This is a genomic window from Mesorhizobium sp. BR1-1-3, from assembly GCF_020165455.1.
Lineage (GTDB): Bacteria > Pseudomonadota > Alphaproteobacteria > Rhizobiales > Rhizobiaceae > Mesorhizobium > Mesorhizobium ciceri.
Genome location: NZ_JAIUIC010000009.1, coordinates 67,900 through 93,880 on the forward strand (window position 1 = coordinate 67,900; position 25,981 = coordinate 93,880).

Here is a 25,981-nt window from a genome sequence, read left to right on the forward strand (position 1 = left end):
TTCTCGCCTCCCCCTTTGTGGGGGAAGGAAGGGAAAGTCGCCCTCTCAAAACCTTTCCAGCTTCCCTCGCACCTTCGCCAGAAACGCCGCCCTTGTCGCCGGCGTCGAGGCATCCATCAAATAGTGCGCCAAGAAAAACGTCCGGCAGCGCGTCGCACACAGCGCCCGCATGCCACGCAAAAGGGTCTTGCGTCCCGGCTGGCCGACGACGACGCTCCACCAGGTCGGGGCGCCGCAGGTGGTGATGACGCCGACCTTGGTTACATGCGTCATCAGCGACTTGATCCGTCCCTTGCCGGCCGGCAGCTTGAAGGCGACGTCCGTTGCCCACACCCGGTCGAGCCAGCCCTTCAGCATCGCCGGCAGTCCGTACCACCAGGTCGGATAGACGAACAGGATCGCTTCGGCCCAGTTGAGCAGTTCGAAATGCGGCTTCAGTGCCGGGTCCTGCGGCGCCTGGTCATTGTAGGAGCGCCGCTCGCCGCAGCCCATCACCGGGTCGAATTTCTCCGCATAGAGGTCGAGCAGCCGCACCTCCCAGCCTCGTCGCATCAGCACGTCGATGGCAGTGTCGCGGATGGCGGCGCAAAAGCTCTCGGGTACCGGATGGCAGTAGACCACCAGCGCGCGCATCAGAAGGCATCCATGCTGGCCGCGACCTTGGTCGTGAAAGCCTTGCGCGAGCCGTCGGTAGACAGGTTCATCGCGTAGTGCGCGAGGTAGGTCACCGGCGCGCCCGGTTTGACGGTGGCGCGCAGCATCCGCTTGATCAGCCTGCGCGGCGGATCGCCCATCAGCAGGGCGCGGAACCGGCTGCCGCCATAGGTGGTCACCGCCGCAACCTTGCGAATGTTGTGCAGCGACGGCTGCGCCTTGCCGTCGACCAATTTGAACGACACGCCGGGCAAGAACACGCGATCGAAAAAGCCTTTCAGGATCGCTGGAAAGCCATAATTCCAGACGGGATAGGAAAGCACCAGCGCATCGGCGCGCAGCAGGCGCTCGACATAAGGCGCGACAGCGTCGGCGGGGCCACGTGGGTTGTGGTAGTCCAGCCGCTCCTGGCGCGTCAGTCGCGGATCGAAACCCTCGGCATAGAGATCGCAGTCGTCGACCGTATGGCCCGCCGCCGTCAGGCGCTCGACGATCATCCGGTGCAGGCCGGCATTGAAGCTGGTCTCGACCGGATGGGCGTAGAGGACGAGGATGTTCATCATCCTACCTTCTGCAGCCCCCTGAACAAAAAAGTCCGCCCGGAACGGTAGTCGTAGTCCGGGTTCTCCCAGGCGATCATCTTGCCGGGGTTGAGGAGCCCTTGCGGATCGGTCTCGCGCTTGAAGGCGAGTTGCACCGCGTCGGTCTGCTTCATGCCGCCCTCTTCCAGCGTGTAGCGATGCGGGTTGAAGATCGGGCAACCGTTCGCTTCATGCAGGCGCACGATCTCGTCGAGCCGCGCCTCGGTCGTGAACTTGACCAGCGGCAGGCCGAAGCAGGTAATGTTGCCGTCCAGCCGCACGAATTCGAGATGCGAGAAAACCTCGCCCGGAAACATCGCATCCATCTTCTCGACAAGCGCCAGCTGGTTGGGAAAGGGATAGAGCGACTGCAGATAGGTGATCGAAGGGTCGACGCGCAGCGCCCTCAGCGTGGTGTGGTTCCAAGCCAATTCATAGGCCGGCGGCAGGCCTTTTTTCTCATCCGGCGTCGCCGTGGCCGCATTGTAGATCACCTCGCCGCCGGCACGCCGGGTGAAGGCAAGAAAAGCGTCCAGCCCATGCTGCGCCACCATGACGACGCAAATGCTCTGCCCGTCGCTCAGGAATTTCTGGTGCCGCTTGAAATAGAGCTGCGGCACGGGTGCCGCTATCGGCGTGATCAGCTTGGTCAGGATGCCATCCTGACAGGCCAGCGCATTGCCATAGCGGGCCGCATCCATGAAAGCGTCGAAGCCGACAATGACGTCGATCCAGTCATAAGCCGCGGTCAGCGGCATCTCGACTTCCGATATGATGCCGTTGGTGCCGTAGGCATGGGTCACCTTGTGCAGATCCGCGCCGGTGAGCTCGAGCGCTTTCGGCTCGGCCTCCATGGTCACCACGCGCAGCCGAAGCACATTGCCGAAATCGCGCAACCCGCCGAAATTGATCGAGCCGACGCCGCCCGAACCGCCGGCGATGAAGCCGCCAATCGAGGCTGTGTTGTAGGTGGAGGGCGATAGCCGCAGTTCCTGCCCGGAATGCGCCCGCGTTGCCTTGTCGATATCGGCCAGGATCGCCCCCGGCCCGGTCACGACGCGACCCGGAGCGATCGACTTGATCTCGTCCATCTCGGCAAGGTTGAGCACGACGCCGCCGGAGAGCGGCATCGCCTGGCCGTAATTACCGGTGCCGCTGCCGCGCGGTGTCACCGGCACGCCATGACGATGACAGGCGGCAAGCACGCGGATCAGTTCGGCCTCGTTCTTCGGCGTCACGATCAGGTCGCCGGTGACATGGTCGAGCTGCTGCTTCAGCACCGGGCTGTACCAGTAGAAGTCACGGCTCTTCTGCTGGACGATGGCCGGATTGTCGTCGACCTTCAGGCCTTCGAGATCGCGTTTGAGCGCCGAAACATCCATCATTCCACCATCAGTTCGTCGAGTTCGGCATAATCTGGCAATTGGCGGTCGATCGCCTTGCCGCCGCGCACCACGATGCGATCCGATTCGGGCCGCGACAGCAATTCCGTCCAGCTTCGGCCTTTGAACACGATGAAATCGGCATCACCGCCGGCAGCCAGCGTGCCGAAGCCATCAAACCGCATCACCTTGGCCGGCGTCGCGGTGACCGCTTGCGGCCAGTCGGCGACCGGATGATCGAAATGCAGGATGCGCGTCGCCATGCGGTAGACCTCCAGCATGTCGAGATCGCCATAGGCATAGAAGGGATCACGCGTGTTGTCGGAAGCAACCGCCACCGGAATGCCCCTCGCCTTCATCTCGTGCAGCAGCGTCACGCCACGCCAGCGTGGCGTGGTGCCGTCGGCGCGCCGGTCCTGCAGATAGAGATTGCACATCGGCAGCGAGACGACGGCGAGCCCCGCTTTCGCCACCTTGTCCAGCGTGTCGAGCACGTCGAGATCCGGCTGGCGCGCCAGCGAGCAGCAATGGCCGACGAGGATCTTTCCTTCGAAACCGTTCCACAGAGCGGCCTCGGCGATCTTCTTCAGCGATATGGCGGAAATGTCGTTGGTCTCGTCGGCATGGAAATCGAGATCGAGGCCATGCTTGATGGCCTGCGCGAAGACGTGGTCGAGCAGCTCTTCGAGGTCCGGCGCCATATAGGTGACGACACCGAGCACGCCCTTTGCCGCGGCAACCCTCTTTGCCAGCCTGTCGAACCACTTTTTGTCGCGCACGCCTTCGATGCCGAGCAGGCAGGCGCCCTGCAACTCGATGCGGCCGCGCCATTCCTCGCGCATCGCCTCGAACGCCGGCCAGGAGATTTCCTCCTGCGGCGCGACGCTGTCGATGTGGGTGCGCAGCGCTCTTGTGCCATGGGCGTAGGCGCAGCGCAGCGAGAAATCCATCCGCCGCGCCAAATCCTCGGCGCTCCAGCGTGCCACACGATCGGCGCCGGCGGCATTCAGCGCACCCATGAACGTGCCGTCGGGATTGGGCTTTCGAGGCCAGATATGGCCCTTGTCGATATGCGTGTGGCAGTCGACGAAGCACGGCAGGATTATACGGCCGCCCAGGTCGACCGCATCAGCGGATCGGCCATGCGCGGTGATGCTGGAGATTTTGCCGTCGGCCACAGCGATGTCGGCAAGCCCGAAACCGTCAGCATCGAAGGGCTCGGAAAGGCCTGGCGTCAGTGAGCGATGAAGGCGAACATTGGCGAGATGGTAAGAGCCGGAGGTTGGTATCAAGCGTTGCCCCCCTCTGCCCTGCCGGGCATCTCCCCCTCAAGGGGGGAGATTGGCAGCGTCCGTGCCGGCTCATTTTTTTCAATGTTGGAGATTGGCGAAGATCGTGACAGCGGCCAATCTCCCCACTTGAGGGGGAGATGTCCGGCAGGACAGAGGGGGACGCCTCGCACCAACACATCAATCACGTCACACACCCTAGCGCTCCTGCTTCAGCGCGCTTTCATGCCAGCGCCGCAAGATGAGATGCGATATCAGCGACAGCACGAGGAAGATCAAAATGCCGGTCAGCGAGATCAGGAACAGCGCCGCGAACAGCCGCGGCGCGTTGAGCCGGTAGCCGGCCTCGATGATGCGCGAGGCAAGGCCGGACGACTGGCCGGTGGTACCGGCAACGAACTCGGCCACCACGGCGCCGATCAGCGACAGGCCGCCGGCGATCTTCAACCCGCCGAGGAAATAGGGCATCGCCGCCGGCAGCCTGAGATAGCGCAATTGCTGCCAGCGCGTCGCGCCGTTGAGCTTGAACATATCGCGCAGATTGCGGTCGACGGAGTTGAGGCCAAGCGTGGTGTTGGACAGGATCGGAAAGAAGGCGACGATCCAGGCGCACAGCAGAAGCTTGGTCGTCTGGTCGTTCACATAGATGTTGATCAGCGGAAAGATCGCCACGATCGGCGTCACCTGCAGCACGATGGCGAAGGGGAAGAACGACATCTCGACCCATTTCGACTGCGCGAACAGCACCGCCAGCCCGACCCCGCCTATGACCGCCAGAGCCAAGCTGAGAAAGGTGATGCGCAAGGTGACCAGCAGCGAGGAAAACAGCAGGCCGGCATCGTTGTAGAGCGTCCACAGCACCACGCCGGGACGCGGCAGGATGTATTGCGGGATCTCGTTCCACATGCAGATGCGATCCCACAGCCAGATCGCCAGGATCATGATCGCCAGCGGCAGCACCCAGCGGCCGATCCGTTCGAACCGCGCCTGGCGCACGCGGCGTGCTTCCTCGGGATCGAGTTGGAGCATCCGCTCGTCAATGACCGTCATAATGCGCGCCTGCGGTTGAGTTGATGGCCTTGACCAGCACGTCGGAGGCCTGACGGCACAGTGCCGCATAGTTTGGCGAGGTGCGAAACGCCTCGTCGCGCGGATAGGAGGCCTCGATGGCGAGTTCGTCGAACACCCTGCCCGGCCGCGCCGCCATGACGACGACGCGGTTGGACAGGAACACGCTTTCGAAGACACTGTGGGTGACGAAGACGACGGTGAACCGTTCGTCCTGCCACAGTTCCAGGAGATCGTTGTTGAGCTTGAAGCGGGTGATCTCGTCGAGTGCGGCGAACGGTTCGTCCATCAACAGCACGCGCGGTTTGGTCACCATGGCGCGTGCGATCGAGACGCGCATCTTCATGCCGCCGGACAGTTCGCGCGGCACCGCGTCTTCGAAACCGGTCAGATGCACCCGCGCCAGCATTTCCGTGATCGCCGGTGTCGCCTTGGCGCGCGAAATGCCTTTCAGCCGAAGCGGCAGCCAGACATTGTCGAAAACATTGGCCCAGGGCAGCAGCGTCGGCTCCTGGAAGACGAAGCCGATGTTCGAGCGGTCGAGCGAGCCGCCACCGCGCCAATCGAGCACGCCGGAAGTTGGCGTCGACAGGCCGGCGATCAGCCGCAGCGCCGTCGACTTGCCGCAACCCGACGGCCCGAGCAGGCTGACGAAATCGCCTTCCCGGATGGTCAGGTCGACGTCGCTGAGCGCCGTCACGCCGTTGGAGAACACCTTGCCGACGCCCTTCAGCGCCAGGAGCGTCGGGGCCGCACCCGACGCAGCCGGCGCTTGCGCCACTTTTTCCCTTATCATTCCGGGGCGGCCTATTTCTTCAGCTCGAGCCCGACGCCTTTGTTGATGAAGGTCAGCGTGTAGGCCTTCTTGATGTCGATGCCGGCTGGCGTGACCTTGGCCTTGACCATCTTGTCGTAGAAACTCTTGATCCGCGCGTCGGTCATGGCGCCGATGCCGAGCTTTTCGGTGTCGCCGGAATCGGCCAGGCCGAACTTCTTCATCTGCTCGATCGAGAACGCGATCTGCTCGTCGCTCATGTCGGGATTGTCTTTCTTGATCATGTCGTTGGCGGCTTTGTTGTCGCCGTAGAGATATTTGTACCAGCCCTTGGCCGAGCCATCGACGAAGCACTGGACCACCTCCGGCTTCTTGTCGATCGTGTCCTGCATCACCTCGATCGTCGTCGAATAAGTGTCCCAGCCATAGTCGGCGAGCAGGAACTGGTTCGGCACGAAGCCGCCTTCCTTCTGGACCGCGAACGGCTCTGAGGTGACGTAGCCCTGCTGGATCGACTTCTTGTTGGCGAGGAAGGGAGCGGTGTTGTAGGTGTAGGGCGCGCGTTTGGAGGCGTCGAAGCCGAGTTCGATGACCATCCACTGGAAGAAGGTCTGCACGCCCTCGTCGCCCAATATGTACTGGTCGGCGTTCTTCAGGTCCTCCCATTTGTCGAGCCCCTCGCCGGGGTGGGACATGATGACCTGCGGGTCCTTCTGGAAATCCGCCGCCACCACGCGCATCGGTATGCCTTGCTGGACCGCATCGAAGGCCGACAGCAGATTGCCGCCCATGTAGAAATCGATCTTGCCGGCCAGCAGCATCGGCCGGCCGCTGACTTGCGGACCGCCCTGCATGATGGTGACGTCGAGGCCGCAGGCGGCGTAGGTGCCGTCCGCCACGGACTGGTAATATCCGCCATGTTCCGGCTCGGCCAACCAGTTGGTGCCGAAGGTGACTTTCTCATTCGCAGCCGCACCCAGCGTGCTGGCTGCAAGCAGGGCCACAACCGCCACCGAGATCTTCTGTTTTCCGTACATCGACACCACCCTCTGTTTGCTCCGGCGCGCCACGCGCCAGGCTCGACACCAAAGATTCAAGAAGCAAGACACATGCCACCGGCGTCTGGCGCCGGGACCGCCCGCTTGAAAGACGTTGCCATGCCAAGCGCGAACGGGTCATGCTGTACGGAAGGCATCGTGCCTATTTTTTGAACGGCTGTCCACAATCGCCCGGGCAACATGCACCGCCATCTTGAAGGTGTAATGAGTCCGGCTTTAGGTGGCGGCATCCAGGAGATTGCCATGTTCAAATTCCTCACCCCGAAGTCCATCAAGCCGCCCTTTGCCCGCTACAGTCACGGCGTCGAGGTGCCGGCCGGCAAGCGGCTTGTGCTGTGCTCGGGCCAGGTCGCCATCACCGCTGACGACCTGATTCCCGAAGACGCCGGAGCGCAGGCCGAACTCTGCTTTCAAAACATCGCGGCGATTCTCGGCGAAGCCGGCCTGGGTCTCGGGGATATCGTGCGCATCAACGCCTATGTCACCGACCGCGCGCATCTGCGGCCCTATATGGACGTCCGCGACCGGCTGTTTTCGAGCCCCGCGCCAGCGTCGACATTGATGATCGTTTCCGGCTTTGCCCGGCCCGAATTCAAGGTCGAAATCGAGGCCATCGCGGCGGGGTGATCGACAGGCCGCCCGTCCCGCGCTAGGTCTGCCTGACCATTGAAGAGGCATGACATGACCGTACCCAAAAGACGCGTGTGGTGGGGCGACTACCGGACCACCGAATACGCCTCGATCGATCCCGAGGCGACCATCGCCGTGCTGCCAGTGGCGGCGATCGAGCAGCATGGGCCGCATCTGCCTGTTTCGACCGACACGTCGATCATGAACGGCATGCTCGACACGGTCATTTCGCGCCTGCCCGACGATCTCGACATCCGCATCCTGCCGGTGCAGGCCGTGGGCAAGTCCAACGAACACCTGCATGCGCCGGGCACCCTCACTCTGCCGGCAACCACGCTGATCGAAGCCTGGACCGAGCTTGGCCTGTCGATCGCGCGCGCCGGTGTGCGCAAGCTGATCGTGGTCAATTCGCATGGCGGCAACGAGGAGATCATGGGCATCGTCACGCGCGAATTGCGCGTGCGCGAAAAGATGCTGGCGATGAAGACCAGCTGGCAGCGTTTTGGCCGTCCGGCCGGCATGTATACCGAACTGGAGGACCGTCACGGCATCCATGGCGGCGATGTCGAGACCTCGCTGATGCTGCATTTCCGGCCGGACCTCGTGGACATGGGCAAATCAGACAATTTCGTTTCCAATGTCGCCAAGGCCGAAAAGGAATTCTCGCTGCTGCGCCACACCGGCACCCACGCCTTCGCCTGGATCGCCAGCGATCTCAACCCGAACGGCGTCGTCGGCGACGCCAGCATCGCGACGGCGGAGAAGGGCCGGTTGACGGCAGAATATCAGGCCGACGGCTTCATCAGCCTGCTGCAAGATGTGCGCAAGGCGAAGCTCGCGGAGTGGTTGACGTAGCCTCCAAACCAGTGGCAAGCGCTGTCATCGCTATTCCAGATCCTCTTGAACAAACGAGGCGATGGAGGAGGCGGATCAGACGAACAACGATATGGGGGCAAAGCTAGCTGTCGATCCTCAGCGCAAAGGGCGTGCCTTCAAAGGCGTCCGCGCCGCGCCCGATCGACTCGATCGCCTCGACCATGCGGCCGTTGCGCTCAAGCAACGCATCGGCCACGGCGATCAGTCGCGGATTGGGCGTTGCCGAAGGCGACAGCACCCGCAGCGTCCGCGCCAATTCGGCCTCGTCACGCTTCGGCGCCAGTGCTGCCGCGATGATATAGGCCGAAGCCGTCGAGCGGCTGATGCCGGCATAGCAATGCACGAGCATCGGCCTTGCCCGGTCCCACCGGCGCGCGAAATCGAGCAGATTGCGGACATGATCTTCGCCCGGCATGGTCATGCCGTCCTGCGCCACCGCGATGTCGTGCATGACCAGATGCAGGTGGTTTTCCCTCGAGATCGAGGCCGGCCGCACCACCTCCGTTCCGGCGGCGAGCAGCGAAAGCATGCGGTCGGCGCCGGTCCTGGCCACCGTTTCCTCGATCTTTGCCAGCGAGCAGACATGGATCATTGTTTTGAACCCTTCGATTGATGCTCGCGCCGCGACGCCCATTCGGCAAGTGCGGATTCGAGCCGCTGCCATTCCTCCTCACTGCCCGGCAGGCCGGCGCGCAGAACGTCAGGCCGGTCGGCAAAATGGCGAAGCAGGATGCCGCGCTCGCCGAGCGCTGCAAACAAATCGGCGGCATTGGTCAGACTGAGGAAACGATACAGTGTGGTTCCGCCCGCAACAGGAACGCCGAAGCGGCCGAAAAGCGCATCGAGACGCGCCGATTCACCGGCCAACGACGCCCGCATCACGTCCTGCCACCCGATGTCGGCAAGCGCGCGGATGCCATATTCCAGCGCCGGGCCGGCGACGGCCCATGGTCCGAACTGCGTATCCAGCCGGTCGACCGTCGCAGTATCGGAAAGTGCAAAGCCGAGCCGCAGCCCGGCCAGGCCAAAGAACTTGCCGAACGAGCGCAGCACGACGAGGCCGCCCCGACCGACATCGCCCGCGACGCTGTGCTGACGCGGGCCGACATCCATGAACGCCTCGTCGACGACCAGCAGTCCGCCCTTGGCTCGCAATCCGGCGGCCAGAGCCAGCAACCGGTCGCGCTCTATGACACGTCCATCCGGATTGTTCGGATTGACGATGATGACGAGGTCGGCGTCAGCCAACGCTTCGAAATTATCGACCTCCGCCGCCTGGTGCCCGGCGTTCGCGGCAGCGCGGGCATGTTCGGCGTAGGTCGGACCCAGCACCAACGCCTTGCCGGGCGAAATGAGCGACGCAACGCGCGGCAACAGGATCTGTGTGCCCGGCGCCGCCACGACGTTGGCTGGCGACGGCGCGCCGTAAGTACTGGCCGCGATCTCTGTCAGGTCGCGTGTGCGCGCGGCTTCCGGCAACCGCGACAGCGAGGTGGCGGGCAGGTCGAAAAGCGGGTAGGAGTGCGGATTGATACCGGTCGAGAGGTCGACGAAAGGCAGCAGGGCGTTGGGGAAAAGCACCCTCGCGCGGCCAAGACTTCCACCATGGTCCACAACCGCCCCATTAAGAAGCTTCATGTCAGTCCTGATCGCTTTCCTGTCATTGGTCGTCGAATTCGCCCTCGGTTACCCCGACTGGCTGTTTCGCGCCATCGGCCATCCGGTGACGTGGTTCGGCAGGCTGATATCCTTTCTCGACCGCAGGCTCAACCGCGCCACTGATCCCGACGCGCTGCGTCGCAAGCGCGGTGTCCAGGCGCTGCTGGTCATCGTGCTGGTGCCGGCGGTGATCGGCCTCAGCGTACAGATCCTGTTCTGGTTCGTTCCCATGGGCCTCGTCATCACGGCCCTTCTGGCAACGTCGCTGCTGTCGCAGAAGAGCCTCTATGAGCATGTCGAGGCGGTGGCTGACGCCCTCGACACCGGCGGCCTCGCCTTGGCCCGCCTTGCCGTTTCGCGGATCGTCGGTCGCGACCCTGAAACGCTCGACCGGGCCGGTGTCTGCCGCGCGGCGATCGAGAGCCTGGCCGAGAATTTTTCCGACGGCATCGTCGCCCCTGCCTTCTGGACCGGCGTCGGCGGCCTGGCCGGCGGCGCCGCCTACAAGGCCGCCAACACCGCCGATTCGATGATCGGCCACCGCACCCCGCGCCACGAGGCGTTCGGCTGGGCGGCGGCGCGCTTCGACGACTGGATCAACCTGCCGGCGTCGCGGCTGACGGCGCTTCTGATCGTGCTGGCGGCGTTCTTCGTCAAAGGCGCTGACGCGAAAAAAGCCTGGCATGCGGTGCGGCGCGACGCGAAAAAACACCGCTCGCCCAATGCCGGCTGGCCGGAAGCGGCGATGGCCGGTGCGCTCGGCCTGGCGCTCGCCGGCCCGCGCTTCTATGGCGGCGTGCTGGTCGACGACGTCTTCATGGGCGAAGGTGGGCGGCGTGAAGCCGACAGCCTCGACATCAGGCAGGCGCTGAAACTCTATCGCGTCGCCGACTATCTGCTGATCGCTCTGTTCGGGTTGGTTTCGGTCGTTGTCATCGTTGTGACCTAACCTCACCCTCCCCCGTCTGGGGAGGTTGAGGAACACTCAGAACTCGATCCCCTGCTGCGCTTTCACGCCGGCGGAAAAATGATGCTTGGTCACGCCCATTTCGGTGACGAGGTCTGCGGCCTCGACCAGCGCCGGCTTGGCGTTGCGGCCGGTGACAACGACATGCAGGCCCTCGCGCCGCGCTTTTAGCGCGCCAACCACTCTGTCGAGATCGAGATAGTCGTAGCGCAGCGCAATGTTCAATTCGTCGAGCACCAGCAGGCTGATCGACGGATCGGCCATCAGTTCGAGCACCTTGGCCCAGGCGGCTTCGGCGGCAGCGATGTCGCGCTTCAGATCCTGGGTTTCCCAGGTGAACCCCTCGCCCATCGCGTGCCACACGACACGGTCGCCGAAGGCGGCGAAGGCGTCCTTCTCGCCGGTGTGCCACTTGCCCTTGATGAACTGGACGACACCGACGCGCTTGCCGTAGCCGAGCATCCGCAGCGCCAGCCCGAAGGCGGCCGTGGTCTTGCCTTTGCCCGGGCCGGTGTTGACGATGAGCAATCCCTTCTCGACCGTCTTGCTCGCCACCTCGGCATCCTGCACCGCCTTGCGCTTGGCCATCTTGGCGCGGTGGCGCTCTTCGTCCTTATTGTCGATATCGGTCATATCATTTCACCTTGAGCGGCAGCCCCGCCACCATCAGCAGCACCGTATCGGCAATCGCCGCGACCTGCTGGTTGAGCCGGCCGGCGGCATCGCGAAAGCGGCGCGCCAGTGCATTGTCCGGCACGATGCCTTGGCCGACTTCATTGGACACCACGAACCAGGGTCCGCGCGGCCGCGACAACACCTCCGCCAATCGCCGGCATTCAAGGTCCAGATCGTGTTCGGCCAGCATATGGTTGGTCAGCCACAGCGTCAGGCAGTCGACAAGCACCGGCCGATCGTCCGGCAAGGCGGCAAGGGCGCCGGCGAGGTCGAGCGGTGCGTCGATGGTCGTCCAGCCTTCGCCGCGCCGCGACCGGTGCAACGCGATGCGCTCACGCATCTCGTCATCATAGGCTTGCGCCGTGGCGATATAGGTCCAGGGCGGCGGCAAGGCGGTCGCCAAAATTTCGGCGCGCGCGCTCTTGCCGGAGCGCGCACCGCCGATGAGGAAGGTCAGTGTCTTGCGATCAGGCAAAGCTGTCGCGCAGGCTGGTCGCGGTGCCGGTGAAGCGGCCGCGCACCACGCCGACAACCGCGCCGAGCACCAGCCAGAACACCAGATTGGTCACGGTCACCGCCACCACGAACTGGTGATGCAGCCCTTCCGGAATCGCCGTCTCGTAACTGTCGGGCTGCGGTGCCCCGACAACATGCGGTGCGACGATCAAAAGGACGGCAAGGATCGCCAGCGGCAGCGACTTGCGGAACGCGATCAGGCCGAGACCGGCAGCGGTTGCCGCCACCGTTGCCCACCACCAGATCTGGCGCTGGGTGAGATCGGCGGCCGGCATGGCCGGCAGTTCCGGCGGCAGGCCGAGGCCCGGCGCCAGCGTGAACACGGCAAAGCCGGCCAAGCCCCAGAACACGCCCTGGCGCCAACCACCGATACCGCCGGCGAATTCGGAAACCGCGACCAGGATCAACCCGAAGCCGATGCCGGTGACGATGTTGGCAAGCACGCTGAAGGCGAAACGCTCGAAACCGTCTGCCGGCGCCCAGCCCTCGTCTTCCGCCGCAGCAGTCGCTTCGGCAGGGGCCGGAGCGGCTGCGCTCATGGCATTGCTATCCGTTGCTGCCGGAGCGGCATGGTCATGGTGATGCCCGCCGCCCGCCTGTTCGTAGACTTCCGCCTTCAGGATCAGCGGCACGGTCGCATAGGCCTGCATGCAGGCAAGAACGACGCCGGCCACGAGCCCTGCGATCGCCGCGATGAACACGACGTTGCGAAACAGGTTCATGATGTCAGCCCCTCGTCAGTGGCAGGGAAATGCCATCGAATGGCGATAGTCGTGAGCCGCATTGTGGACCGCATCGATATGCGAGAAGCCGACAAAGCCCATCACGAAAATGCCGAGCAGCGCGGCGAGCGCGAGCTGCATGAAGCGCGACTGCGAGGAGACGGAAGCGCCGAGGGAGACGGAAGCGGTAGTCATGTCTTGTCCTTTCGCCCTCCACCCGAGGGCATCGAAGTCAGTTTCCTGTCGCCGGCAGGTCTCCTGGCTCACGGATCAGCGTCCTTCCCCACCTTCCCGAAGAAAAATCTTCAGTGGCATATGGAGAGGACTACCGCACACAGTTGCGGGGGCAGCCACGGCATTGGGCGAAATCCGCCCTTACCGCATTCCCTCTTGGCTCCAAAATGGAACCGGCGACACCGGCGACTATAGGCAGAATCCTCGCGTCCGGCAAACCAAATTCCGCCGGCGACCGTTGCGAATGCGCCATGAAGGTCAAAGCGATTTCGGCAGATAGCGCCACGTCACGAAGCCGCAGACCGCCGCCAGCAGGCCGAGCGTGACGAACACCGAGCCCAGGCCGAAGAAGGCCAGCACCACCGAATAGACCAGCGGCGGCGTCAGCTCGGAAAAGTCGAGATAGGTGCGATAGACCGCCGCCATCTGCGATCTTTCATAGGAGCGCACCGAGCGCATGAAGGCGGTCGAGCCGAGCGCGTCGAGTGCAATGGTGAAGAAGGCGCCGCAGAGCAGGAAGGCGCCGGTGAGCAGCGGCACGGTTTCGCCGACGAAGCCCGCCGCCAGAAGCGCGACCGACATGGCGAAATAGGCAAATGTCATGGTCCTGCGGCCGCCAAAGCGCTTTCCCGCCTTGCCCCAGAAAATCGCCATGAACAAAAGCGCGTTGCCGGCCGAAACCAGCAGGCCGCCGGCCAGCTTGCCCTCACCCGTAATGACCATGAACAGCGGCCCATAGACGAAGAACGTCGTCCAGAAACAGGAGCGCCCAAACGCGATCAGCCAGGCCAGCCTGAGCCTGGGCTGGGCGATGAAGCGGCCGATATTGGCGAGCGGATTGGCTGGTCGCGTCTTGCCGGGACGGATCGACGGGTTGTCGCCGAGCCGGTAGGTCCAGAACAATGCCAGCAGCGCTAACGCGAACACGGCCACCGCGCCATGCGCGGCATAGACGCCGAAGCGCGTGTAGAGGAAGATGCCGAGCGTCGGCCCACCGGTCCAGGCCAGCATCGACCACGCCATGCGCAGCGATTCGGCCTGCATGAAGTCGGTCTTGCGGATGTGGTCCATGATGTAGAGGTTGAGCGTGATCGACAGCGCGCTGGCTCCCATCACCCGGCACAGCATGCCGGCCAGTTGCCCGGCAAGCGTGTCGGTGACGAAGAACAGCGAGCCGATGGCCAGCAGGCAGGCGCCCGCCGTGTAGACCCAGCGCCGGGCGAAACGGCGGATCAGCATCGGCATGAACAATGTCACCGACAGGCCGAGCATCGCCACGACGGTGTAGAGGATCGAGACGATCTGCTCGTTGTGCAGGATCTCGTAAGCTTGGATCGGGATGACGCTCGACACCGTGGCGCGGGCGAAGGATTCGACCGCATAGAGCGAAGCGAAGGTGCGCGCGTCCGCGGCCTTGAGGGCCGGTAGCCAGATCGGATGGCGCACATGGGTGGACATTGCTTTCCCCGAAGCAGATTCACCGGGTCAAATCTGCCGTGGCGACCTCAGCGCCAATAAGAGGAAACCGACGTGCATCCGGCAAAAGCGAAGCCGGCCAAAGGCTTTCCGGCACTGGCCCAATGCCGCGGCTGATCCGGCGTTATCGGCAGGGTTGCCGGTCTTCTTTTGTCCTGGGCAACCGTGATAGTCCTCCAGCGGGGCTGAATCAGAATGCGAGACCATGAGCATCCAAACGCCGACCGCGCCCGTTCAGGATCGACCAAAGCGCATCGTCGCCATCGACATCGTGCGCGGCATCGCGCTGATCGCCATGGCAAGCTACCATTTCACCTGGGATCTGGAGTTCTTCGGCTACACCGATCCCGGCCTGACCGCCTTCGGCTGGTGGAAGATTTACGCGCGCTGCATCGCCTCGACCTTCCTGTTCCTGGTCGGCGTCAGCCTGTATCTCGCCCACGGCCGACAAATCCGCTGGAACGGCTTTTGGAAGCGGTTCGCCATGGTCGCCGGAGCCGCGATCGCGATTTCGGTCGTCACCCGCATAGCCACTCCGGACGGCTTCATCTTCTTCGGCATCTTGCACGAGATCGCGCTGGCCAGCCTGCTCGGTCTCGCCTTCCTGCGCCTGCCGGCGCTGCTGACGCTTGTCGTCGCCGCGCTCGTTATCGCCGCCCCCGTCTATCTGCGCTTCGAGGCCTTCGATCACCCATGGCTGTGGTGGGTCGGCCTGTCGGCGACCAATCCGCGCTCCAACGACTACGTTCCGCTGTTTCCGTGGTTCGGCGCCGTACTTGCGGGCATCGCGGTGACGAAACTCGCCGCAGGTGCCGGCCTGCTTGCCAGGCTTGCCAATCTGGCGCCCGGTCGCTTGGCCAACCCACTGGTCTTCATCGGCCGGCACAGCCTGGCTTTCTATTTGATCCACCAGCCGCTGCTCATCGGCTGCGTCTGGCTGTTCTCGCAAATCATGCCGGCGCAGGTCGAAACCCCGCAGGTGAATTTCCTCAAAACCTGTCAGCTGTCCTGCGAGCAGTCGCGCGACACCGAGTTCTGTACGAGCTACTGTGTCTGCATGCTCGATACGCTCGAGGGCGAGTCCACGCTTGATAGGCTCTACAACAACGATCAGACTGCGGAGTGGAAAGCGCATTTGTCCGATCTCGCCGGCATGTGCACCGCCAAGACCGACAGCAAGTTGATGGAGGGAGGGGCCGAATGACCGAGAACCAGCCGAAGCCGGGGCTCATACCGTGGCCGCCGCTGATCTACATCGCCGCCATCGCCGTCAGCATCGCACTGGGCCTGCTCTATCCCCTGCCCTGGATCGGCGACCTGCTGGGCGATATCCTGTTCGCGGCCGGCTGGGTGGCGCTGTTTGCCGTCGCCGCACTCTGGTTCACCGCGATCCGCACCATGATCCGGGCCAAGACCACGCTCAACCCCAACGCTGTACCCGATCACCTGGTCACCACGGGTCCCTTCGGCGTCACCCGCAATCCGATGTATCTGGCCAACACGCTGCTGTTGATCGGCGTCGCCTTTGTCTCGGGCATCGTGTGGTTCCTGCCGCTGGCGTTCATCGCCGCCTATGCCACGCAGAAGGTGGCGATCGAAGGCGAGGAAAAGGTGCTGGCGGCAAAATTCGGCAAGAAATACCGCGACTACGCCAAACGCGTGCGCCGCTGGATTTGAGCTGGCTTTCAAGCGGACATCTCCCCCTTCGTGGGGGAGATGTCCGGCAGGAGAGAGGGGGCGCTGTCCCTCAAACTCTCTGCCTACGTATTCACGCCAAGCTCCACCAGCCGCTCCACACAAGACTCCTCGGCCTGGTCGAGTTCAGCCAGCGTCTCCTCGAGGTCGCGGCGTTTCTGCCGGAGATCCTCGCGCTTTTCCTCGATGCGCTTGATCATCAGGTTGAGCTGGCCGACTTCGCCGGGCGGCTCCTTGTACATCTGGATGATTTCGCGAATCTCGTTGATCGAGAAGCCAAGCCTTTTGCCGCGCATGATCTGGCGAATGAGCTGCCGGTCAGAGGGGCGAAACAGCCGCGTGCGGCCGCGCCGCACCGGCTGCACCAGTCCTTCGTCCTCGTAAAAGCGCAGCGTCCGCGTCGACACGTCGAACTCGCGGGTCAACTCGGTGATCGAATAATATTCTCGCATTGCCACTCCCACACGCCGAAACACCGGGGCGATCGCCATGCCGGCGTCACCCTTCTGTCCCGAACCAAAACCCATGCCATGCCGGAATCGACATGGCGCCCCACGCGAGCCTCGCACGGCATTTACGTAAAAGTCAATTGAGCCAAAAGGCGTGCCTTCAGGGCACGCCGAACCACCACGTGGCAATGCCGAGAAATGCAAAGAAACCGACGACGTCGGTAACCGTGGTGACGAAGACCGCCGAAGCGACCGCCGGATCGACCTTGAAACGATCGAGCAGCAGCGGGATCAGGATGCCGGCCAGGGCGGCCACGAACATGTTGATGATCATCGCCGCCGCGATGATCCCGCCCAGATTGGGATCACGGAACCAGGCTGCCGCGACGATGCCGATCAGGATGGCGAAGACGATGCCGTTGATGAAGCCGACACCCATCTCGCGGCGAATGATGCGGCCGGCATTGTAGATGTCGAGATCCCTGGTCGCCAACGCCCGCACGGTGACGGTCATGGTTTGCGAGCCGGCATTGCCGCCCATGCCCGCGACGATCGGCATCAGCACCGCCAGTGCCACGATGTGTTCGATCGTGCGGTCGAACAGGCTGATCACCGACGCCGCCAGGAACGCGGTCAGAAGGTTGATCAGCAGCCACGGAACGCGTGAGCGCGAGGTCGAAAAGATGCTGTCGGAAAGCTCTTCGTCGCCGACGCCGCCCATGCGCATCAGATCTTCCTCGGCCTCCTGCTGGATGACGTCGACGACATCGTCGATGGTCAGAACGCCAACCAGCCGTTCGTTCTCGTCGACGACCGCGGCCGACAAAAGATCGTACTGCTCGAATTCCCGCGCCGCCTCTTCCTGGTCCATGGTGGCCGGAATGGCGTGCCGCGTCTCGTGCATCACCTCCTCGACCTTGACCGAACGCTTGGTGCGCAGGATCTGGTCGAGGTCGATGGCGCCGAGCAGCTTGAAGCTCGGATCGATGACGAAGATCTGGCTGAAGCGCTCGGGAAGATTGTTGTCCTCGCGCATGTAGTCGATGGTCTGGCCGATCGTCCAGAACGGCGGAACCGCGACGAACTCGGTCTGCATGCGGCGGCCGGCCGTCTCTTCGGGATAATCGAGCGAGCGGCGCAGCCTGATCCGCTCGGTGAACGGCAGTTGCGACAGGATCTCGTCCTGGTCTTCCTGGTCGAGATCCTCGAGAATGTAGACGGCGTCGTCGGAATCGAGCTCCTGCACCGCCTGCGCGATCTGCGCATTGGGCAGATTGTCGACGATCTCCATACGGATCGCCTCGTCGACCTCCGTCAGCGAGGAAAAGTCGAAATCGGCGCCCAGGAGTTCGACCAGCGCGCGGCGCTGTTCGGGATGCAGCGCCTCGAGCAGATCGCCGAGCTCCGACTGGTGCAGGTCGTCGACTTCATGCTTGAGGGTCAGCGTGTCGCGGTCGGCGATCGCCGCGCCGATCCGCGCCAAGAAGGACGAAAGCACGGCGCCGTCCTCGCCATAGATGTCGGCGTGGTTGTCCTCGGCGGCCCCGGCGCCGGTCGTCCGTTCGTGCTCGCCTTCCACCAGCGCCTCCCGCCACAAGAATCCCGGAAAAGGTGCAAATCAGGTCTAGAGCATCGGACCCAAAAGGGGAAACCGGTTTTGGAGAATCCGACGCTCAAAAAGAAAGTGGCGTAAAGTGCGGGAATATCAACGAAATGCGTCCGGCCCGCAGCGGGCGAGACCGGCACAAATCGGATTATGGGAAGAGAATGGTGCGGTCGAGAAGACTCGAACTTCCACGGGTTGCCCCACAGCGACCTCAACGCTGCGCGTCTACCAATTCCGCCACGACCGCACGTGGTAGAGCCGGAACCGACCGGCTCGCGGCGTGTAGCAAATCGTTTCCGGTGAAACAAGTGCACGGCAAGCAATAATGTCAGGCGATTGGCATAATGCTCCACAGGGCCCGAACGCAGCGCCGGAACTGGACGTTTGCGCCTGATATCGCCATATGGAAGGCAAGTTGATGTCGCCCAAAGGTGCGAGGCGTTTTTGGGCGCGCCATGGACAAACGAAAAGACGATACGCCATGACCGAACGCAGCCAGATCGCCACGTCGTTCCTGCCGCTTCCCGGCTCGGCACCGGTCGAATGGCTGATCGAGCCCGGCCTTACCGCCTATCCCGAGGCACTTGCCTTCATGGAGGCGCGCGCCGAGGCGATCCGCAGCGGCGCTGCCGGCGAAATGGTCTGGTTGGTCGAACACCCGCCGCTCTACACGGCCGGCACCAGCGCCCGTGGCGAGGATCTGATCGACGCCAGCCGCTTCCCGGTCTTCGCGGCCGGACGCGGCGGCGAATACACCTATCATGGGCCGGGCCAGCGGGTCGCTTACGTCATGCTCGACCTGAAGCGGCGGCGCGAGGATGTCCGCGCCTTCGTCGCGGCGCTCGAACAGTGGATCATCGGCACGCTTGCCGCTTTCAATGTGCGGGGCGAGCGCCGCGAGGACCGGGTCGGCGTCTGGGTCGTGCGGCCGGATCGCCCTGCTCTGCCGGACGGCTCGCCGGCGGAGGACAAGATCGCGGCCATAGGCATCCGGCTGCGGCGCTGGGTGAGTTTTCACGGCATCGCCATCAATGTCGAGCCCGATCTCGACCATTTCAGCGGCATCGTGCCTTGCGGCGTGCAGGACCACGGCGTCACCAGCCTCGTCGACCTAGGCCTTCCCCTGACCATGGCCGATCTTGACCTGGCGTTGAAATCCGCCTTCGAGGATGTGTTCGGTCCCGCCACGGCCTTGCCTGTCGAAGCGGCCCGCAAAGCCGGCTGATCCTTCCGGATCCGGTACGGCTCAAATCAGCTGGGCGGAGGCCCACAACACGCCATAGCCATGGATGGCGAACACCGCCAGCAACGCCGCCGCCATGGCCAGCCGGTCGATGGTGCGGATCGGCTTCAGCTCGTGACGCGGCTTCACCCCGCTGCTCATCGTCAGCAGGCTGAGGAGCGAAAACACCGCTCCCGTCGCGAGCAGGAAGGTGGCGGAAAAGCCGGCCTGCCAACCCACGGCCAGGAAAGCCGAGAGCAGGAAGAAGGAGGCCAGCGCCAGCGCGACCGGTCCCGGACAGATCTGGCGCAGCACCTGGCCGCCGTCGAACTTCCACACCGGCACCAGATTGGCGATGTTGAACAGTGCGGCGAAGCCCGCCAGGGTCGCCAGCAGGGCCGCCGCCAGCCGGTGACCTTCCGCGCCGGCAAAGGTGCTTGCGGCGATGGCGATCGGCACCAGGAAGGCCGAGAAGCCGGCGCCCATCAATGCCACGAAAGCCACTTCGAAACGGCTGTCATAGGGCCGCCCGCCAATGGCGATGCCGCCGAGCAGCGGAATGAAGATCATCCGTGCACGGTTGTGGCCCATAAGCCGGAACGCCGCCATATGGCCAAGCTCATGCAGGGCGACCACCGATGTGAGGATCGCGGCCAGTGCCAAACCGCCGAAGTGAAGGCCGAAGAATGGCCACAGGATCAGCGCCGAAAGCCCGGCAAAGCCGACCTGGCTGAGCGGATGCTCGAACCAGCCGCCCTTGCGATGCTTTCCGGTCCGCGCCCAGCGCTGCAGCTTGGAGAGTTCGCGGCGCAGGGCGAAATAGCGGAACACCAGGAAGGCAACGCCACGATAGCGATCGGTCTGGCTGAGCGTCACCCGCGTGCTGTTGCCTTCCGAAACGAGTTCGGCGGTTCGCGAAAATCCTTCCAGAACGAAGCGTCGAGTGCCGTATCCTCGATGACACGCATCGAGAAGCGGCTGCCTTCGACGACGTCTTCAAACCGCGACTTGCGTTCGATCGGCTTGCCGTCGCGACCTTCCCAGGACAGCGTAATGCGGGCCACGCCCTCGCCGTCCGGGGCCTCGGCGGACAGGATCTCACCGGACCAGCCGGCATCGCTGCCGAGCGGCCACAGCGCCTGCCAGAGGCGCTGCCGATCCATCGCCACCAGACGGGTCAGCCGGACCGTGCGCAAACCAAGCGGCACCGTCATCAACAGAAAGATCAGCCCGAGATTGCTGGCCACCAGAATGGCCGTGACGATGGGCGACACCTGGACGTTGCTCCCTGTCTTGCCGGGGCACTCTAACGTCGCTGCGGCAAGAAAAGCTTAACGGCGGAGCGGTCTTCGACCGCATGGGACCCACGGCGGCGAACGCCGCCAAATCACATGGCTCCAATCCAGATTGCCATGGAGACGAGAAAGGTGCTCATGCAAACCAGTGAGATGACATCCTGAACCAGATCGGTCATAACTCTCTCCTGTTGTTGATATGTTCGTATTTTGTTCTAATTTTGTTCAAATGTCAAGGCGCACAATCCGGCCGTGTCCGAATTTCCGGGCGATCAGATCGGCAGGGTTAAGAAAAGGTTGACGGGCGAACGACGGTTGCCCAGCGCCGACCAGGGCACGACGAGACTGGGGTCAGGCAGAGCCGAGAATGGTGGATTTCGAGAACCGGAGCGGAGCGTACTTTTGGGTACGCGAGCACCATTCTACCGCGACGGGGTAGAACGGGAAGCGCAGGAAGCCGCCTTTCGCAGGCCGGCCTCACCCCAGTATCGCCGTGCCCTAGAGCGGCACCACTTTGCCGTCGGCTAGCGTGACGCGCCGGTCCATGCGCGATGCCAGTTCGTGATTGTGGGTGGCGATCAGCGCCGCGAGGCCCGATTGCTTGACCAGCGCCGCCAGCGCCTCGAACACATAGGACGCGGTGACCGGGTCGAGATTGCCGGTCGGCTCGTCCGCCAGCAGTACCAGCGGCGCATTGGCGACCGCACGCGCAATGGCGACGCGCTGCTGTTCGCCGCCGGAGAGCTCGGACGGCCGGTGCGCCGCGCGTTTGCCGATCTGCATGTAATCGAGCAGCTGCGCCGCGCGCTCGGCCGCGTCCTTGCGGCTGAGCCCCTTGATGAGCTGCGGCATCATGATGTTTTCCAGCGCCGAGAATTCCGGCAGCAGATGATGGAACTGGTAGACGAAGCCGACATCGTTGCGGCGGATCGCCGTGCGCTCGTCGTCGGACAGCCGCCCGCAGGCGCGGCCGGCCAGGATGACGTCGCCGGCGTCGGGACGCTCCAGCAGGCCGGCGGTGTGCAGCAGCGTCGATTTGCCGGTGCCAGACGGCGCCACCAGCGCCACCATCTCGCCGCGCTTCAGCGAGAAGTCCGCACCATTGAGAATGGTGAGCTTTCGCGGTCCCTGGACGTAGTGCCGCTCGACGCTCTTCAGCTCGATAATGACCTCGGCCACTATTCGTACCTCAAGGCTTCGACCGGATCGAGACGCGCGGCGCGCCATGCCGGAAACACCGTTGCCAGGAAGGACAGGCCGAGCGCCATCAGGACGACATAGGTCGTCTCGCGCGGATCCATCTTCGCCGGCAACTGGCTGAGGAAATAGAGTTCAGGATTGAACAGCACCTTACCGGTCATCCACGAGAAGAACTGGCGGATCGATTCGATGTTGGTGCAGATCAGTACGCCGAGCAGCACACCGGCAAGCGTGCCGGTCACGCCGATCGCCGCACCCGTCATCAGGAAGATGCGCAGGATGGCGCCGCGCGACGCCCCCATGGTGCGCAGGATGGCGATGTCGTGGCCCTTGTCCTTCACCAGCATGATCAGGCCGGAGATGATGTTCAGCGCCGCCACCAGCACGATCAGCGTCAGGATCATGAACATGACGTTGCGTTCGACCTGCAGCGCGGAGAAGAAGGTCTCGTTGCGCTGGCGCCAATCGACCATGTCGATCGGCCGCTGCGCCGCCGCCTCCACTTTCGGTTTCAGCGCATCGACATCGTCTGGATTGTCGACATAAATCTCGATCGTTTGCGCCCGCCCGTCCATGTTGAAATAAAGCTGCGCTTCGGAAAACGGCATGTAGACGATGGACGTGTCATATTCGGACATGCCGACTTCGAAGATCGCCGCGATCTTGTAGCCCTTCATGCGCGGCGTGGTGCCGATCGGCGTCACGTCGCCGTCGGGCGAAATCAAGGTGATGGTATCGCCAAGCGTCAGGCCGAGATTCTCAGCCATGCGCTTGCCGATGGCAACGCCCTCGCCAGAATCGAAATCGGCGATCGAACCCTGCTTGATGTTGCTGGCAACGATGGCGATCTTGCTTAGATCCTCGCCGCGTATGCCGCGAACCAGCGCTCCGGTTCCGCCGCCGACATTGCCTTGCGCAAGCACCTGGCCATCGATCAGCGGGATGGCGTATTTGACGCCTGCTACACCGTTGATGCGGCTGGCGACCTGCGCATAGTCCTCCAGCGGCGAATCGAGCGGCTGCACGATCAGGTGGCCGTTGACGCCGAGGATGCGCGTCAAAAGCTCCGCCCTGAAACCGTTCATCACCGCCATGACCACGATCAGCGTGGCGACGCCCAGCATGATGCCGAGGAACGAGATCGAGGCGATCACCGAGATCACCGTCTCCTTGCGCCGCGAGCGCAGATAGCGCCAGGCGACCATGCGCTCGAAGATGGAAAAGGGTCCGGCGCCGACCGATCTTGCCGCCACCGCCTCGCTCATGCGGCGACACCGAAGCGCTTCTTCGCGTCCGCGATCGGCAGCGTCTCGCGCTCGCCGGTCTTGCGGTTCTTGATCTCGATCTCGCCGGCGGCGACACCGCGCGGTCCGACGATCACTTGCCAGGGAAGGCCTATCAGGTCGGCGGTGGCGAACTTGCCGCCGGGCCGCTGGTCGGTGTCGTCGTAGAGCACGTCCTTGCCGGCGGCGACGAAAGCGGCATGCAGTTCGTCGCAGACGCCGTCGCACTCGGCGTCGCCCGCCTTCATGTTGATCAGTCCGATGTCGAACGGCGCCACCGCCTCCGGCCAGATGATGCCGTTGTCGTCATGGCTGGCTTCGATGATCGCCGCGACCAGCCGCGACGGACCGATGCCGTAGGAGCCGCCGGAGACGAAATGATCCTTGCCGTCGGGTCCGGTCACCTTGGCGCCCATGGGCTTGGAATATTTGTCGCCGAAATGGAAGATGTGGCCGACCTCGATGCCGCGCGCCGAAACCTTGTCGCTCTCGCCGATCTTCTCCCACGCCGCCTCGTCATGCATCTCGTCGGTGGCGGCGTAGGGCGTCGTCCATGTCTTGACGATGTCGGCGATCTCGGCGTCGTTGGCAAAATCGGTGTTGGCGCCGGGCACATCGAGCGCAAGATAGTCGCGGTGGCAGTAGACCTGGCTCTCGCCGGTGTCGGCCAGGATGATGAATTCATGGCTGAGATCGCCGCCGATCGGCCCGGTGTCGGCCCGCATCGGTATTGCCTGCAGCCCCATGCGCGTAAAAGTCCGGAGATAGGACACGAACATCCTGTTGTAGGCCGCCCTGGCGCCTTCGAAGTCGAGGTCGAAGGAATAGGCGTCCTTCATCAGGAACTCGCGCGACCGCATGACGCCGAAGCGCGGCCGCACTTCGTCGCGGAACTTCCACTGGATGTGGTAGAGATTGAGCGGCAGGTCCTTGTAGGACTTCACATAGGCGCGGACGATCTCGGTGACCACTTCCTCATTGGTCGGGCCGTAGAGCATGTCGCGGTCCTGCCGGTCCTTGATGCGCAGCATCTCCTTGCCGTAGTCGTCATAGCGGCCGCTTTCGCGCCACAGATCGGCCGACTGGATGGTCGGCATCAGGATTTCCAGCGCACCGGCGCGATCCTGCTCCTCGCGGATGATGCGGCAGACCTTGTCCAGCACCCGCTTGCCGAGCGGCAGCCACGAGAAACTGCCCTGCCCCTGCTGGCGGATCATGCCGGCGCGCAGCATCAGCCGGTGCGAGACGATCTCGGCCTCGCGCGGATTTTCTTTGAGGATCGGCAGGAAATAGCGCGACAAACGCATGGACAGGTCCGTGAGTGAGGAGGGCCGCGTCAGAATCGGCGCGACTTTGGCTTGCTTGACCCGGCTTCATAGCCATTTCAAGGCGGAATGGGAACCCGGACGCTTCGGCCCGAAAAGCGGAATCGATTTCCAAAAAACATGGGTAGCCGGGATCAGAAGCGTCGCACCGCCGTTCGCCCGTCCAGAAGACCCATGGCGCTGCAAGGCCTCCCGGTCACTGTGCGCGTCTTGGTGATCGTTCGCCAAGCAACGCCTGCCACACTATTGTGCAGTGCAGCACGAGAATGCCCGTTTCAAGGCAAAATTCTTCGTGACATTTTCATTCGCCTTAGGCTAATGTACCTCGATAACCGAGAGGGCAGAAAAAAATCTGCTCTCCTACGCGGTCAAAGTCTTGGGAGGATGCGATCTAGGCGCGGTTACTCGCTGCCGCCGGAAACCGGAAACAGATCGGACGCGTTTAAATTGCAAGGCCTCGTGCCTTGCTTTTTTTTGTGCAATCATCTGCTTAGCGCAACGCGTTGCCAAACCACCTTACCCAGCGTCAGCGCTCGTCAGGCCGCAAAACGGCACGACATTCCCCGCCGAAACCCGCCCGGTTCCGACATATGAAAACGCCGTCGCTGGACAGTCTATTTAGCCGGCGTCTGGCTGAATTCCGGCACGATGTGCGGGATGTCGTTGAGGCTGTATCCCAGCCCATGCGTCAGGCCATAGAAAATGCCCATCAGGATCGCGGTGGCGATGGTGGTGCGGATCACGGCGCGCAACATGTGAGGCCCACGCGGCGCGCTCGGAACCGTGCCGAGCGTCACGTCGTGATCGTCGTCCTGCGTCCTCACGCTGAACGGCAGCACGGCGAACAGCACCACCCACCAGGTCGCGAAAAACAGGGCGGTGAACGAAACCCAGCTCATGATTGCTCCAGTTCGATCAGCGTGCCGAAGAAATCCTTCGGATGCAGGAACAGCACCGACTTGCCGTGCGCGCCGATCCTCGGGTTGCCGTCGCCCAGCACGCGGGCGCCGGCGGCCTTGAGCTGATCGCGCGCGGCCAGGATGTCGTCGACCTCATAGCAAAGGTGATGCATGCCGCCGGAGGGGTTCTTCTCCAGGAAGGCGGCGATCGGCGATCCCTCGCCCAAAGGCGCCAGAAGTTCGACCTTGGTGTTGCCGACATTGACGAACACCACCGTCACCCCGTGCTCCGGCAGTGCCTGCGGCGCCGTCACCTCCGCGCCGAGCGTGTTGCGGTAGGCCGCTACGGCAGCAGCCAGATCCGGCACGGCAAGCGCGACATGGTTCAGACGTCCGAGCATAGGCACTCCCAGCTAAGGGAGTAAGGGAATAGGGGAGTAAGGGA

29 protein-coding genes, 1 tRNA gene and 1 riboswitch are annotated in these 25,981 nt (G+C 63.5%); of the genes, 6 read left to right on the forward strand and 24 right to left on the reverse strand.

From position 1 onward, the window contains the following. Positions 1-45: 45 nt before the first annotated feature. The 7 genes from LB559_RS20350 to LB559_RS20380 all read right to left on the reverse strand — a co-directional run bounded on the left by LB559_RS20350 (position 46) and on the right by LB559_RS20380 (position 6,786). Positions 46-633 (reverse strand): NAD(P)H-dependent oxidoreductase, encoded by a 588-nt coding sequence (locus LB559_RS20350; RefSeq protein ID WP_064993738.1) that lies wholly within the window; start codon positions 631-633, stop codon positions 46-48. After that, positions 633-1,214: an NAD(P)H-dependent oxidoreductase gene (locus LB559_RS20355; RefSeq protein ID WP_224621741.1), complete on the reverse strand. Its 582-nt coding sequence runs from the start codon at positions 1,212-1,214 to the stop codon at positions 633-635. The genes LB559_RS20350 and LB559_RS20355 overlap by 1 nt, the downstream gene beginning before the upstream one ends. Further along, the gene (locus LB559_RS20360) at positions 1,214-2,617 is read right to left on the reverse strand and encodes an FAD-binding oxidoreductase (RefSeq protein WP_224674914.1); all 1,404 of its coding nucleotides are present in this window, start codon (positions 2,615-2,617) and stop codon (positions 1,214-1,216) included. Before LB559_RS20360 ends, LB559_RS20355 begins: the two co-directional genes overlap by 1 nt. Next, positions 2,617-3,909, reverse strand: a complete 1,293-nt coding sequence (locus LB559_RS20365; RefSeq protein ID WP_224674851.1) for a cytosine deaminase — start codon at positions 3,907-3,909, stop codon at positions 2,617-2,619. The genes LB559_RS20360 and LB559_RS20365 overlap by 1 nt, the downstream gene beginning before the upstream one ends. A gap of 195 nt (positions 3,910-4,104) precedes the next feature. Next, positions 4,105-4,956, reverse strand: a complete 852-nt coding sequence (locus tag LB559_RS20370) for an ABC transporter permease (protein WP_224674852.1) — start codon at positions 4,954-4,956, stop codon at positions 4,105-4,107. Continuing rightward, positions 4,943-5,770 (reverse strand): ABC transporter ATP-binding protein, encoded by an 828-nt coding sequence (locus LB559_RS20375; protein WP_224674853.1) that lies wholly within the window; start codon positions 5,768-5,770, stop codon positions 4,943-4,945. Before LB559_RS20375 ends, LB559_RS20370 begins: the two co-directional genes overlap by 14 nt. Positions 5,771-5,781: 11 nt before the next feature. Continuing rightward, a complete protein-coding gene (locus LB559_RS20380; RefSeq protein WP_013531126.1) occupies positions 5,782-6,786 on the reverse strand; it encodes an ABC transporter substrate-binding protein in 1,005 nt (334 codons plus the stop codon). A gap of 264 nt (positions 6,787-7,050) precedes the next feature. Here LB559_RS20380 and LB559_RS20385 point away from each other — a divergent pair, with 264 nt between their 5' ends. Together LB559_RS20385 and LB559_RS20390 are read left to right on the forward strand one after the other, a co-directional pair. Continuing rightward, a complete protein-coding gene (locus tag LB559_RS20385) occupies positions 7,051-7,434 on the forward strand; it encodes a RidA family protein (protein WP_224621744.1) in 384 nt (127 codons plus the stop codon). A gap of 54 nt (positions 7,435-7,488) precedes the next feature. Then, positions 7,489-8,292 (forward strand): creatininase family protein, encoded by an 804-nt coding sequence (locus LB559_RS20390; RefSeq protein WP_224674854.1) that lies wholly within the window; start codon positions 7,489-7,491, stop codon positions 8,290-8,292. Between the two features lie 103 nt (positions 8,293-8,395). On the opposite strand, the gene LB559_RS20395 is transcribed toward LB559_RS20390, so the two are convergent. Beyond that, on the reverse strand, positions 8,396-8,905 hold the full coding sequence (locus LB559_RS20395) for a tyrosine phosphatase family protein (RefSeq protein ID WP_224674855.1): 510 nt from the start codon (positions 8,903-8,905) through the stop codon (positions 8,396-8,398). Then, entirely contained in the window at positions 8,902-9,951 is a 1,050-nt protein-coding gene (gene cobD / locus LB559_RS20400; protein ID WP_224674856.1) for a threonine-phosphate decarboxylase CobD, read from the reverse strand. The genes LB559_RS20395 and cobD overlap by 4 nt, the downstream gene beginning before the upstream one ends. Between cobD and cbiB the strand changes: the two genes are divergently transcribed. Further along, complete coding sequence (gene cbiB, locus LB559_RS20405) at positions 9,950-10,921, forward strand: adenosylcobinamide-phosphate synthase CbiB (RefSeq protein WP_024501347.1); 972 nt, start codon at positions 9,950-9,952, stop codon at positions 10,919-10,921. The genes cobD and cbiB overlap by 2 nt on opposite strands. A gap of 36 nt (positions 10,922-10,957) precedes the next feature. Here the strand turns inward: cbiB and cobO are convergent, their stop codons facing one another. The 5 genes from cobO to LB559_RS20430 all read right to left on the reverse strand — a co-directional run bounded on the left by cobO (position 10,958) and on the right by LB559_RS20430 (position 14,544). Continuing rightward, positions 10,958-11,572 (reverse strand): cob(I)yrinic acid a,c-diamide adenosyltransferase, encoded by a 615-nt coding sequence (cobO, locus tag LB559_RS20410; protein ID WP_063172410.1) that lies wholly within the window; start codon positions 11,570-11,572, stop codon positions 10,958-10,960. A gap of 1 nt (position 11,573) precedes the next feature. Next, positions 11,574-12,089, reverse strand: a complete 516-nt coding sequence (cobU, locus tag LB559_RS20415) for a bifunctional adenosylcobinamide kinase/adenosylcobinamide-phosphate guanylyltransferase (RefSeq protein WP_127368368.1) — start codon at positions 12,087-12,089, stop codon at positions 11,574-11,576. Then, positions 12,082-12,852, reverse strand: a complete 771-nt coding sequence (locus tag LB559_RS20420) for a CbtA family protein (protein ID WP_027160539.1) — start codon at positions 12,850-12,852, stop codon at positions 12,082-12,084. Before LB559_RS20420 ends, cobU begins: the two co-directional genes overlap by 8 nt. A 15-nt stretch (positions 12,853-12,867) precedes the next feature. Further along, complete coding sequence (locus LB559_RS20425) at positions 12,868-13,047, reverse strand: CbtB domain-containing protein (protein WP_013531117.1); 180 nt, start codon at positions 13,045-13,047, stop codon at positions 12,868-12,870. Between the two features lie 35 nt (positions 13,048-13,082). Then, positions 13,083-13,279: riboswitch (cobalamin riboswitch) on the reverse strand. A 65-nt stretch (positions 13,280-13,344) separates the two neighbouring features. Next, positions 13,345-14,544 carry an MFS transporter gene (locus LB559_RS20430; RefSeq protein ID WP_013531116.1) on the reverse strand — a complete coding sequence of 400 codons (1,200 nt, stop codon included), beginning with the start codon at positions 14,542-14,544 and terminating at the stop codon, positions 13,345-13,347. Between the two features lie 223 nt (positions 14,545-14,767). Here LB559_RS20430 and LB559_RS20435 point away from each other — a divergent pair, with 223 nt between their 5' ends. Together LB559_RS20435 and LB559_RS20440 are read left to right on the forward strand one after the other, a co-directional pair. Beyond that, positions 14,768-15,766 (forward strand): heparan-alpha-glucosaminide N-acetyltransferase, encoded by a 999-nt coding sequence (locus LB559_RS20435; protein WP_063168230.1) that lies wholly within the window; start codon positions 14,768-14,770, stop codon positions 15,764-15,766. Continuing rightward, entirely contained in the window at positions 15,763-16,239 is a 477-nt protein-coding gene (locus tag LB559_RS20440; protein ID WP_024501351.1) for a methyltransferase family protein, read from the forward strand. Before LB559_RS20435 ends, LB559_RS20440 begins: the two co-directional genes overlap by 4 nt. An 83-nt stretch (positions 16,240-16,322) precedes the next feature. Here LB559_RS20440 and LB559_RS20445 read toward each other — a convergent pair whose 3' ends face one another. From LB559_RS20445 to LB559_RS20455, 3 genes are all read right to left on the reverse strand, one after another. Further along, positions 16,323-16,709, reverse strand: a complete 387-nt coding sequence (locus tag LB559_RS20445; protein ID WP_013531113.1) for a MerR family transcriptional regulator — start codon at positions 16,707-16,709, stop codon at positions 16,323-16,325. Between the two features lie 157 nt (positions 16,710-16,866). Next, entirely contained in the window at positions 16,867-18,285 is a 1,419-nt protein-coding gene (gene mgtE, locus LB559_RS20450) for a magnesium transporter (RefSeq protein WP_013531112.1), read from the reverse strand. A 189-nt stretch (positions 18,286-18,474) separates the two neighbouring features. Further along, positions 18,475-18,559 (reverse strand) — tRNA-Leu (locus LB559_RS20455). Positions 18,560-18,793: 234 nt separating this feature from the next. On the opposite strand from LB559_RS20455, the gene lipB reads away from it, so the two are divergent. Continuing rightward, on the forward strand, positions 18,794-19,537 hold the full coding sequence (lipB, locus tag LB559_RS20460; RefSeq protein ID WP_013531111.1) for a lipoyl(octanoyl) transferase LipB: 744 nt from the start codon (positions 18,794-18,796) through the stop codon (positions 19,535-19,537). Between the two features lie 21 nt (positions 19,538-19,558). On the opposite strand, the gene LB559_RS20465 is transcribed toward lipB, so the two are convergent. The 7 genes from LB559_RS20465 to mce form a co-directional block, all read right to left on the reverse strand. Then, positions 19,559-20,410, reverse strand: coding sequence for a hypothetical protein (locus LB559_RS20465; protein ID WP_224674857.1), 852 nt, complete (start codon positions 20,408-20,410; stop codon positions 19,559-19,561). Continuing rightward, on the reverse strand, positions 20,407-20,808 hold the full coding sequence (locus LB559_RS20470) for a hypothetical protein (protein ID WP_224674858.1): 402 nt from the start codon (positions 20,806-20,808) through the stop codon (positions 20,407-20,409). The genes LB559_RS20465 and LB559_RS20470 overlap by 4 nt, the downstream gene beginning before the upstream one ends. 519 nt (positions 20,809-21,327) lie before the next feature. Then, positions 21,328-22,011 (reverse strand): ABC transporter ATP-binding protein, encoded by a 684-nt coding sequence (locus LB559_RS20475; protein ID WP_027160544.1) that lies wholly within the window; start codon positions 22,009-22,011, stop codon positions 21,328-21,330. Continuing rightward, positions 22,008-23,294, reverse strand: coding sequence for a lipoprotein-releasing ABC transporter permease subunit (locus LB559_RS20480; protein WP_013531108.1), 1,287 nt, complete (start codon positions 23,292-23,294; stop codon positions 22,008-22,010). Before LB559_RS20480 ends, LB559_RS20475 begins: the two co-directional genes overlap by 4 nt. Beyond that, complete coding sequence (gene proS, locus LB559_RS20485) at positions 23,291-24,619, reverse strand: proline--tRNA ligase (protein WP_013531107.1); 1,329 nt, start codon at positions 24,617-24,619, stop codon at positions 23,291-23,293. Before proS ends, LB559_RS20480 begins: the two co-directional genes overlap by 4 nt. Positions 24,620-25,251: 632 nt before the next feature. Beyond that, positions 25,252-25,536, reverse strand: a complete 285-nt coding sequence (locus LB559_RS20490; RefSeq protein ID WP_013531106.1) for a DUF1467 family protein — start codon at positions 25,534-25,536, stop codon at positions 25,252-25,254. Next, on the reverse strand, positions 25,533-25,937 hold the full coding sequence (gene mce, locus LB559_RS20495) for a methylmalonyl-CoA epimerase (RefSeq protein ID WP_224674859.1): 405 nt from the start codon (positions 25,935-25,937) through the stop codon (positions 25,533-25,535). The genes LB559_RS20490 and mce overlap by 4 nt, the downstream gene beginning before the upstream one ends. Positions 25,938-25,981: the final 44 nt, after the last annotated feature.

Excerpts from the sequence above, each read along its gene's own strand:
- LB559_RS20350 (WP_064993738.1), bottom strand. The coding sequence starts at position 633 with ATGCGCGCGCTGGTGGTCTACTGCCATCCGGTACCCGAGAGCTTTTGC.
- LB559_RS20355 (WP_224621741.1), bottom strand. The coding sequence starts at position 1,214 with ATGAACATCCTCGTCCTCTACGCCCATCCGGTCGAGACCAGCTTCAAT.
- LB559_RS20360 (WP_224674914.1), bottom strand. The coding sequence starts at position 2,617 with ATGGATGTTTCGGCGCTCAAACGCGATCTCGAAGGCCTGAAGGTCGAC.
- LB559_RS20370 (WP_224674852.1), bottom strand. The coding sequence starts at position 4,956 with ATGACGGTCATTGACGAGCGGATGCTCCAACTCGATCCCGAGGAAGCA.
- LB559_RS20375 (WP_224674853.1), bottom strand. The coding sequence starts at position 5,770 with ATGATAAGGGAAAAAGTGGCGCAAGCGCCGGCTGCGTCGGGTGCGGCC.
- LB559_RS20380 (WP_013531126.1), bottom strand. The coding sequence starts at position 6,786 with ATGTACGGAAAACAGAAGATCTCGGTGGCGGTTGTGGCCCTGCTTGCA.
- LB559_RS20385 (WP_224621744.1), top strand. The coding sequence starts at position 7,051 with ATGTTCAAATTCCTCACCCCGAAGTCCATCAAGCCGCCCTTTGCCCGC.
- LB559_RS20390 (WP_224674854.1), top strand. The coding sequence starts at position 7,489 with ATGACCGTACCCAAAAGACGCGTGTGGTGGGGCGACTACCGGACCACC.
- LB559_RS20395 (WP_224674855.1), bottom strand. The coding sequence starts at position 8,905 with ATGATCCATGTCTGCTCGCTGGCAAAGATCGAGGAAACGGTGGCCAGG.
- cbiB (WP_024501347.1), top strand. The coding sequence starts at position 9,950 with ATGTCAGTCCTGATCGCTTTCCTGTCATTGGTCGTCGAATTCGCCCTC.
- cobD (WP_224674856.1), bottom strand. The coding sequence starts at position 9,951 with ATGAAGCTTCTTAATGGGGCGGTTGTGGACCATGGTGGAAGTCTTGGC.
- cobO (WP_063172410.1), bottom strand. The coding sequence starts at position 11,572 with ATGACCGATATCGACAATAAGGACGAAGAGCGCCACCGCGCCAAGATG.
- LB559_RS20420 (WP_027160539.1), bottom strand. The coding sequence starts at position 12,852 with ATGAACCTGTTTCGCAACGTCGTGTTCATCGCGGCGATCGCAGGGCTC.
- LB559_RS20425 (WP_013531117.1), bottom strand. The coding sequence starts at position 13,047 with ATGACTACCGCTTCCGTCTCCCTCGGCGCTTCCGTCTCCTCGCAGTCG.
- LB559_RS20430 (WP_013531116.1), bottom strand. The coding sequence starts at position 14,544 with ATGTCCACCCATGTGCGCCATCCGATCTGGCTACCGGCCCTCAAGGCC.
- LB559_RS20435 (WP_063168230.1), top strand. The coding sequence starts at position 14,768 with ATGAGCATCCAAACGCCGACCGCGCCCGTTCAGGATCGACCAAAGCGC.
- LB559_RS20440 (WP_024501351.1), top strand. The coding sequence starts at position 15,763 with ATGACCGAGAACCAGCCGAAGCCGGGGCTCATACCGTGGCCGCCGCTG.
- LB559_RS20445 (WP_013531113.1), bottom strand. The coding sequence starts at position 16,709 with ATGCGAGAATATTATTCGATCACCGAGTTGACCCGCGAGTTCGACGTG.
- lipB (WP_013531111.1), top strand. The coding sequence starts at position 18,794 with ATGACCGAACGCAGCCAGATCGCCACGTCGTTCCTGCCGCTTCCCGGC.
- LB559_RS20480 (WP_013531108.1), bottom strand. The coding sequence starts at position 23,294 with ATGAGCGAGGCGGTGGCGGCAAGATCGGTCGGCGCCGGACCCTTTTCC.
- proS (WP_013531107.1), bottom strand. The coding sequence starts at position 24,619 with ATGCGTTTGTCGCGCTATTTCCTGCCGATCCTCAAAGAAAATCCGCGC.
- LB559_RS20490 (WP_013531106.1), bottom strand. The coding sequence starts at position 25,536 with ATGAGCTGGGTTTCGTTCACCGCCCTGTTTTTCGCGACCTGGTGGGTG.
- mce (WP_224674859.1), bottom strand. The coding sequence starts at position 25,937 with ATGCTCGGACGTCTGAACCATGTCGCGCTTGCCGTGCCGGATCTGGCT.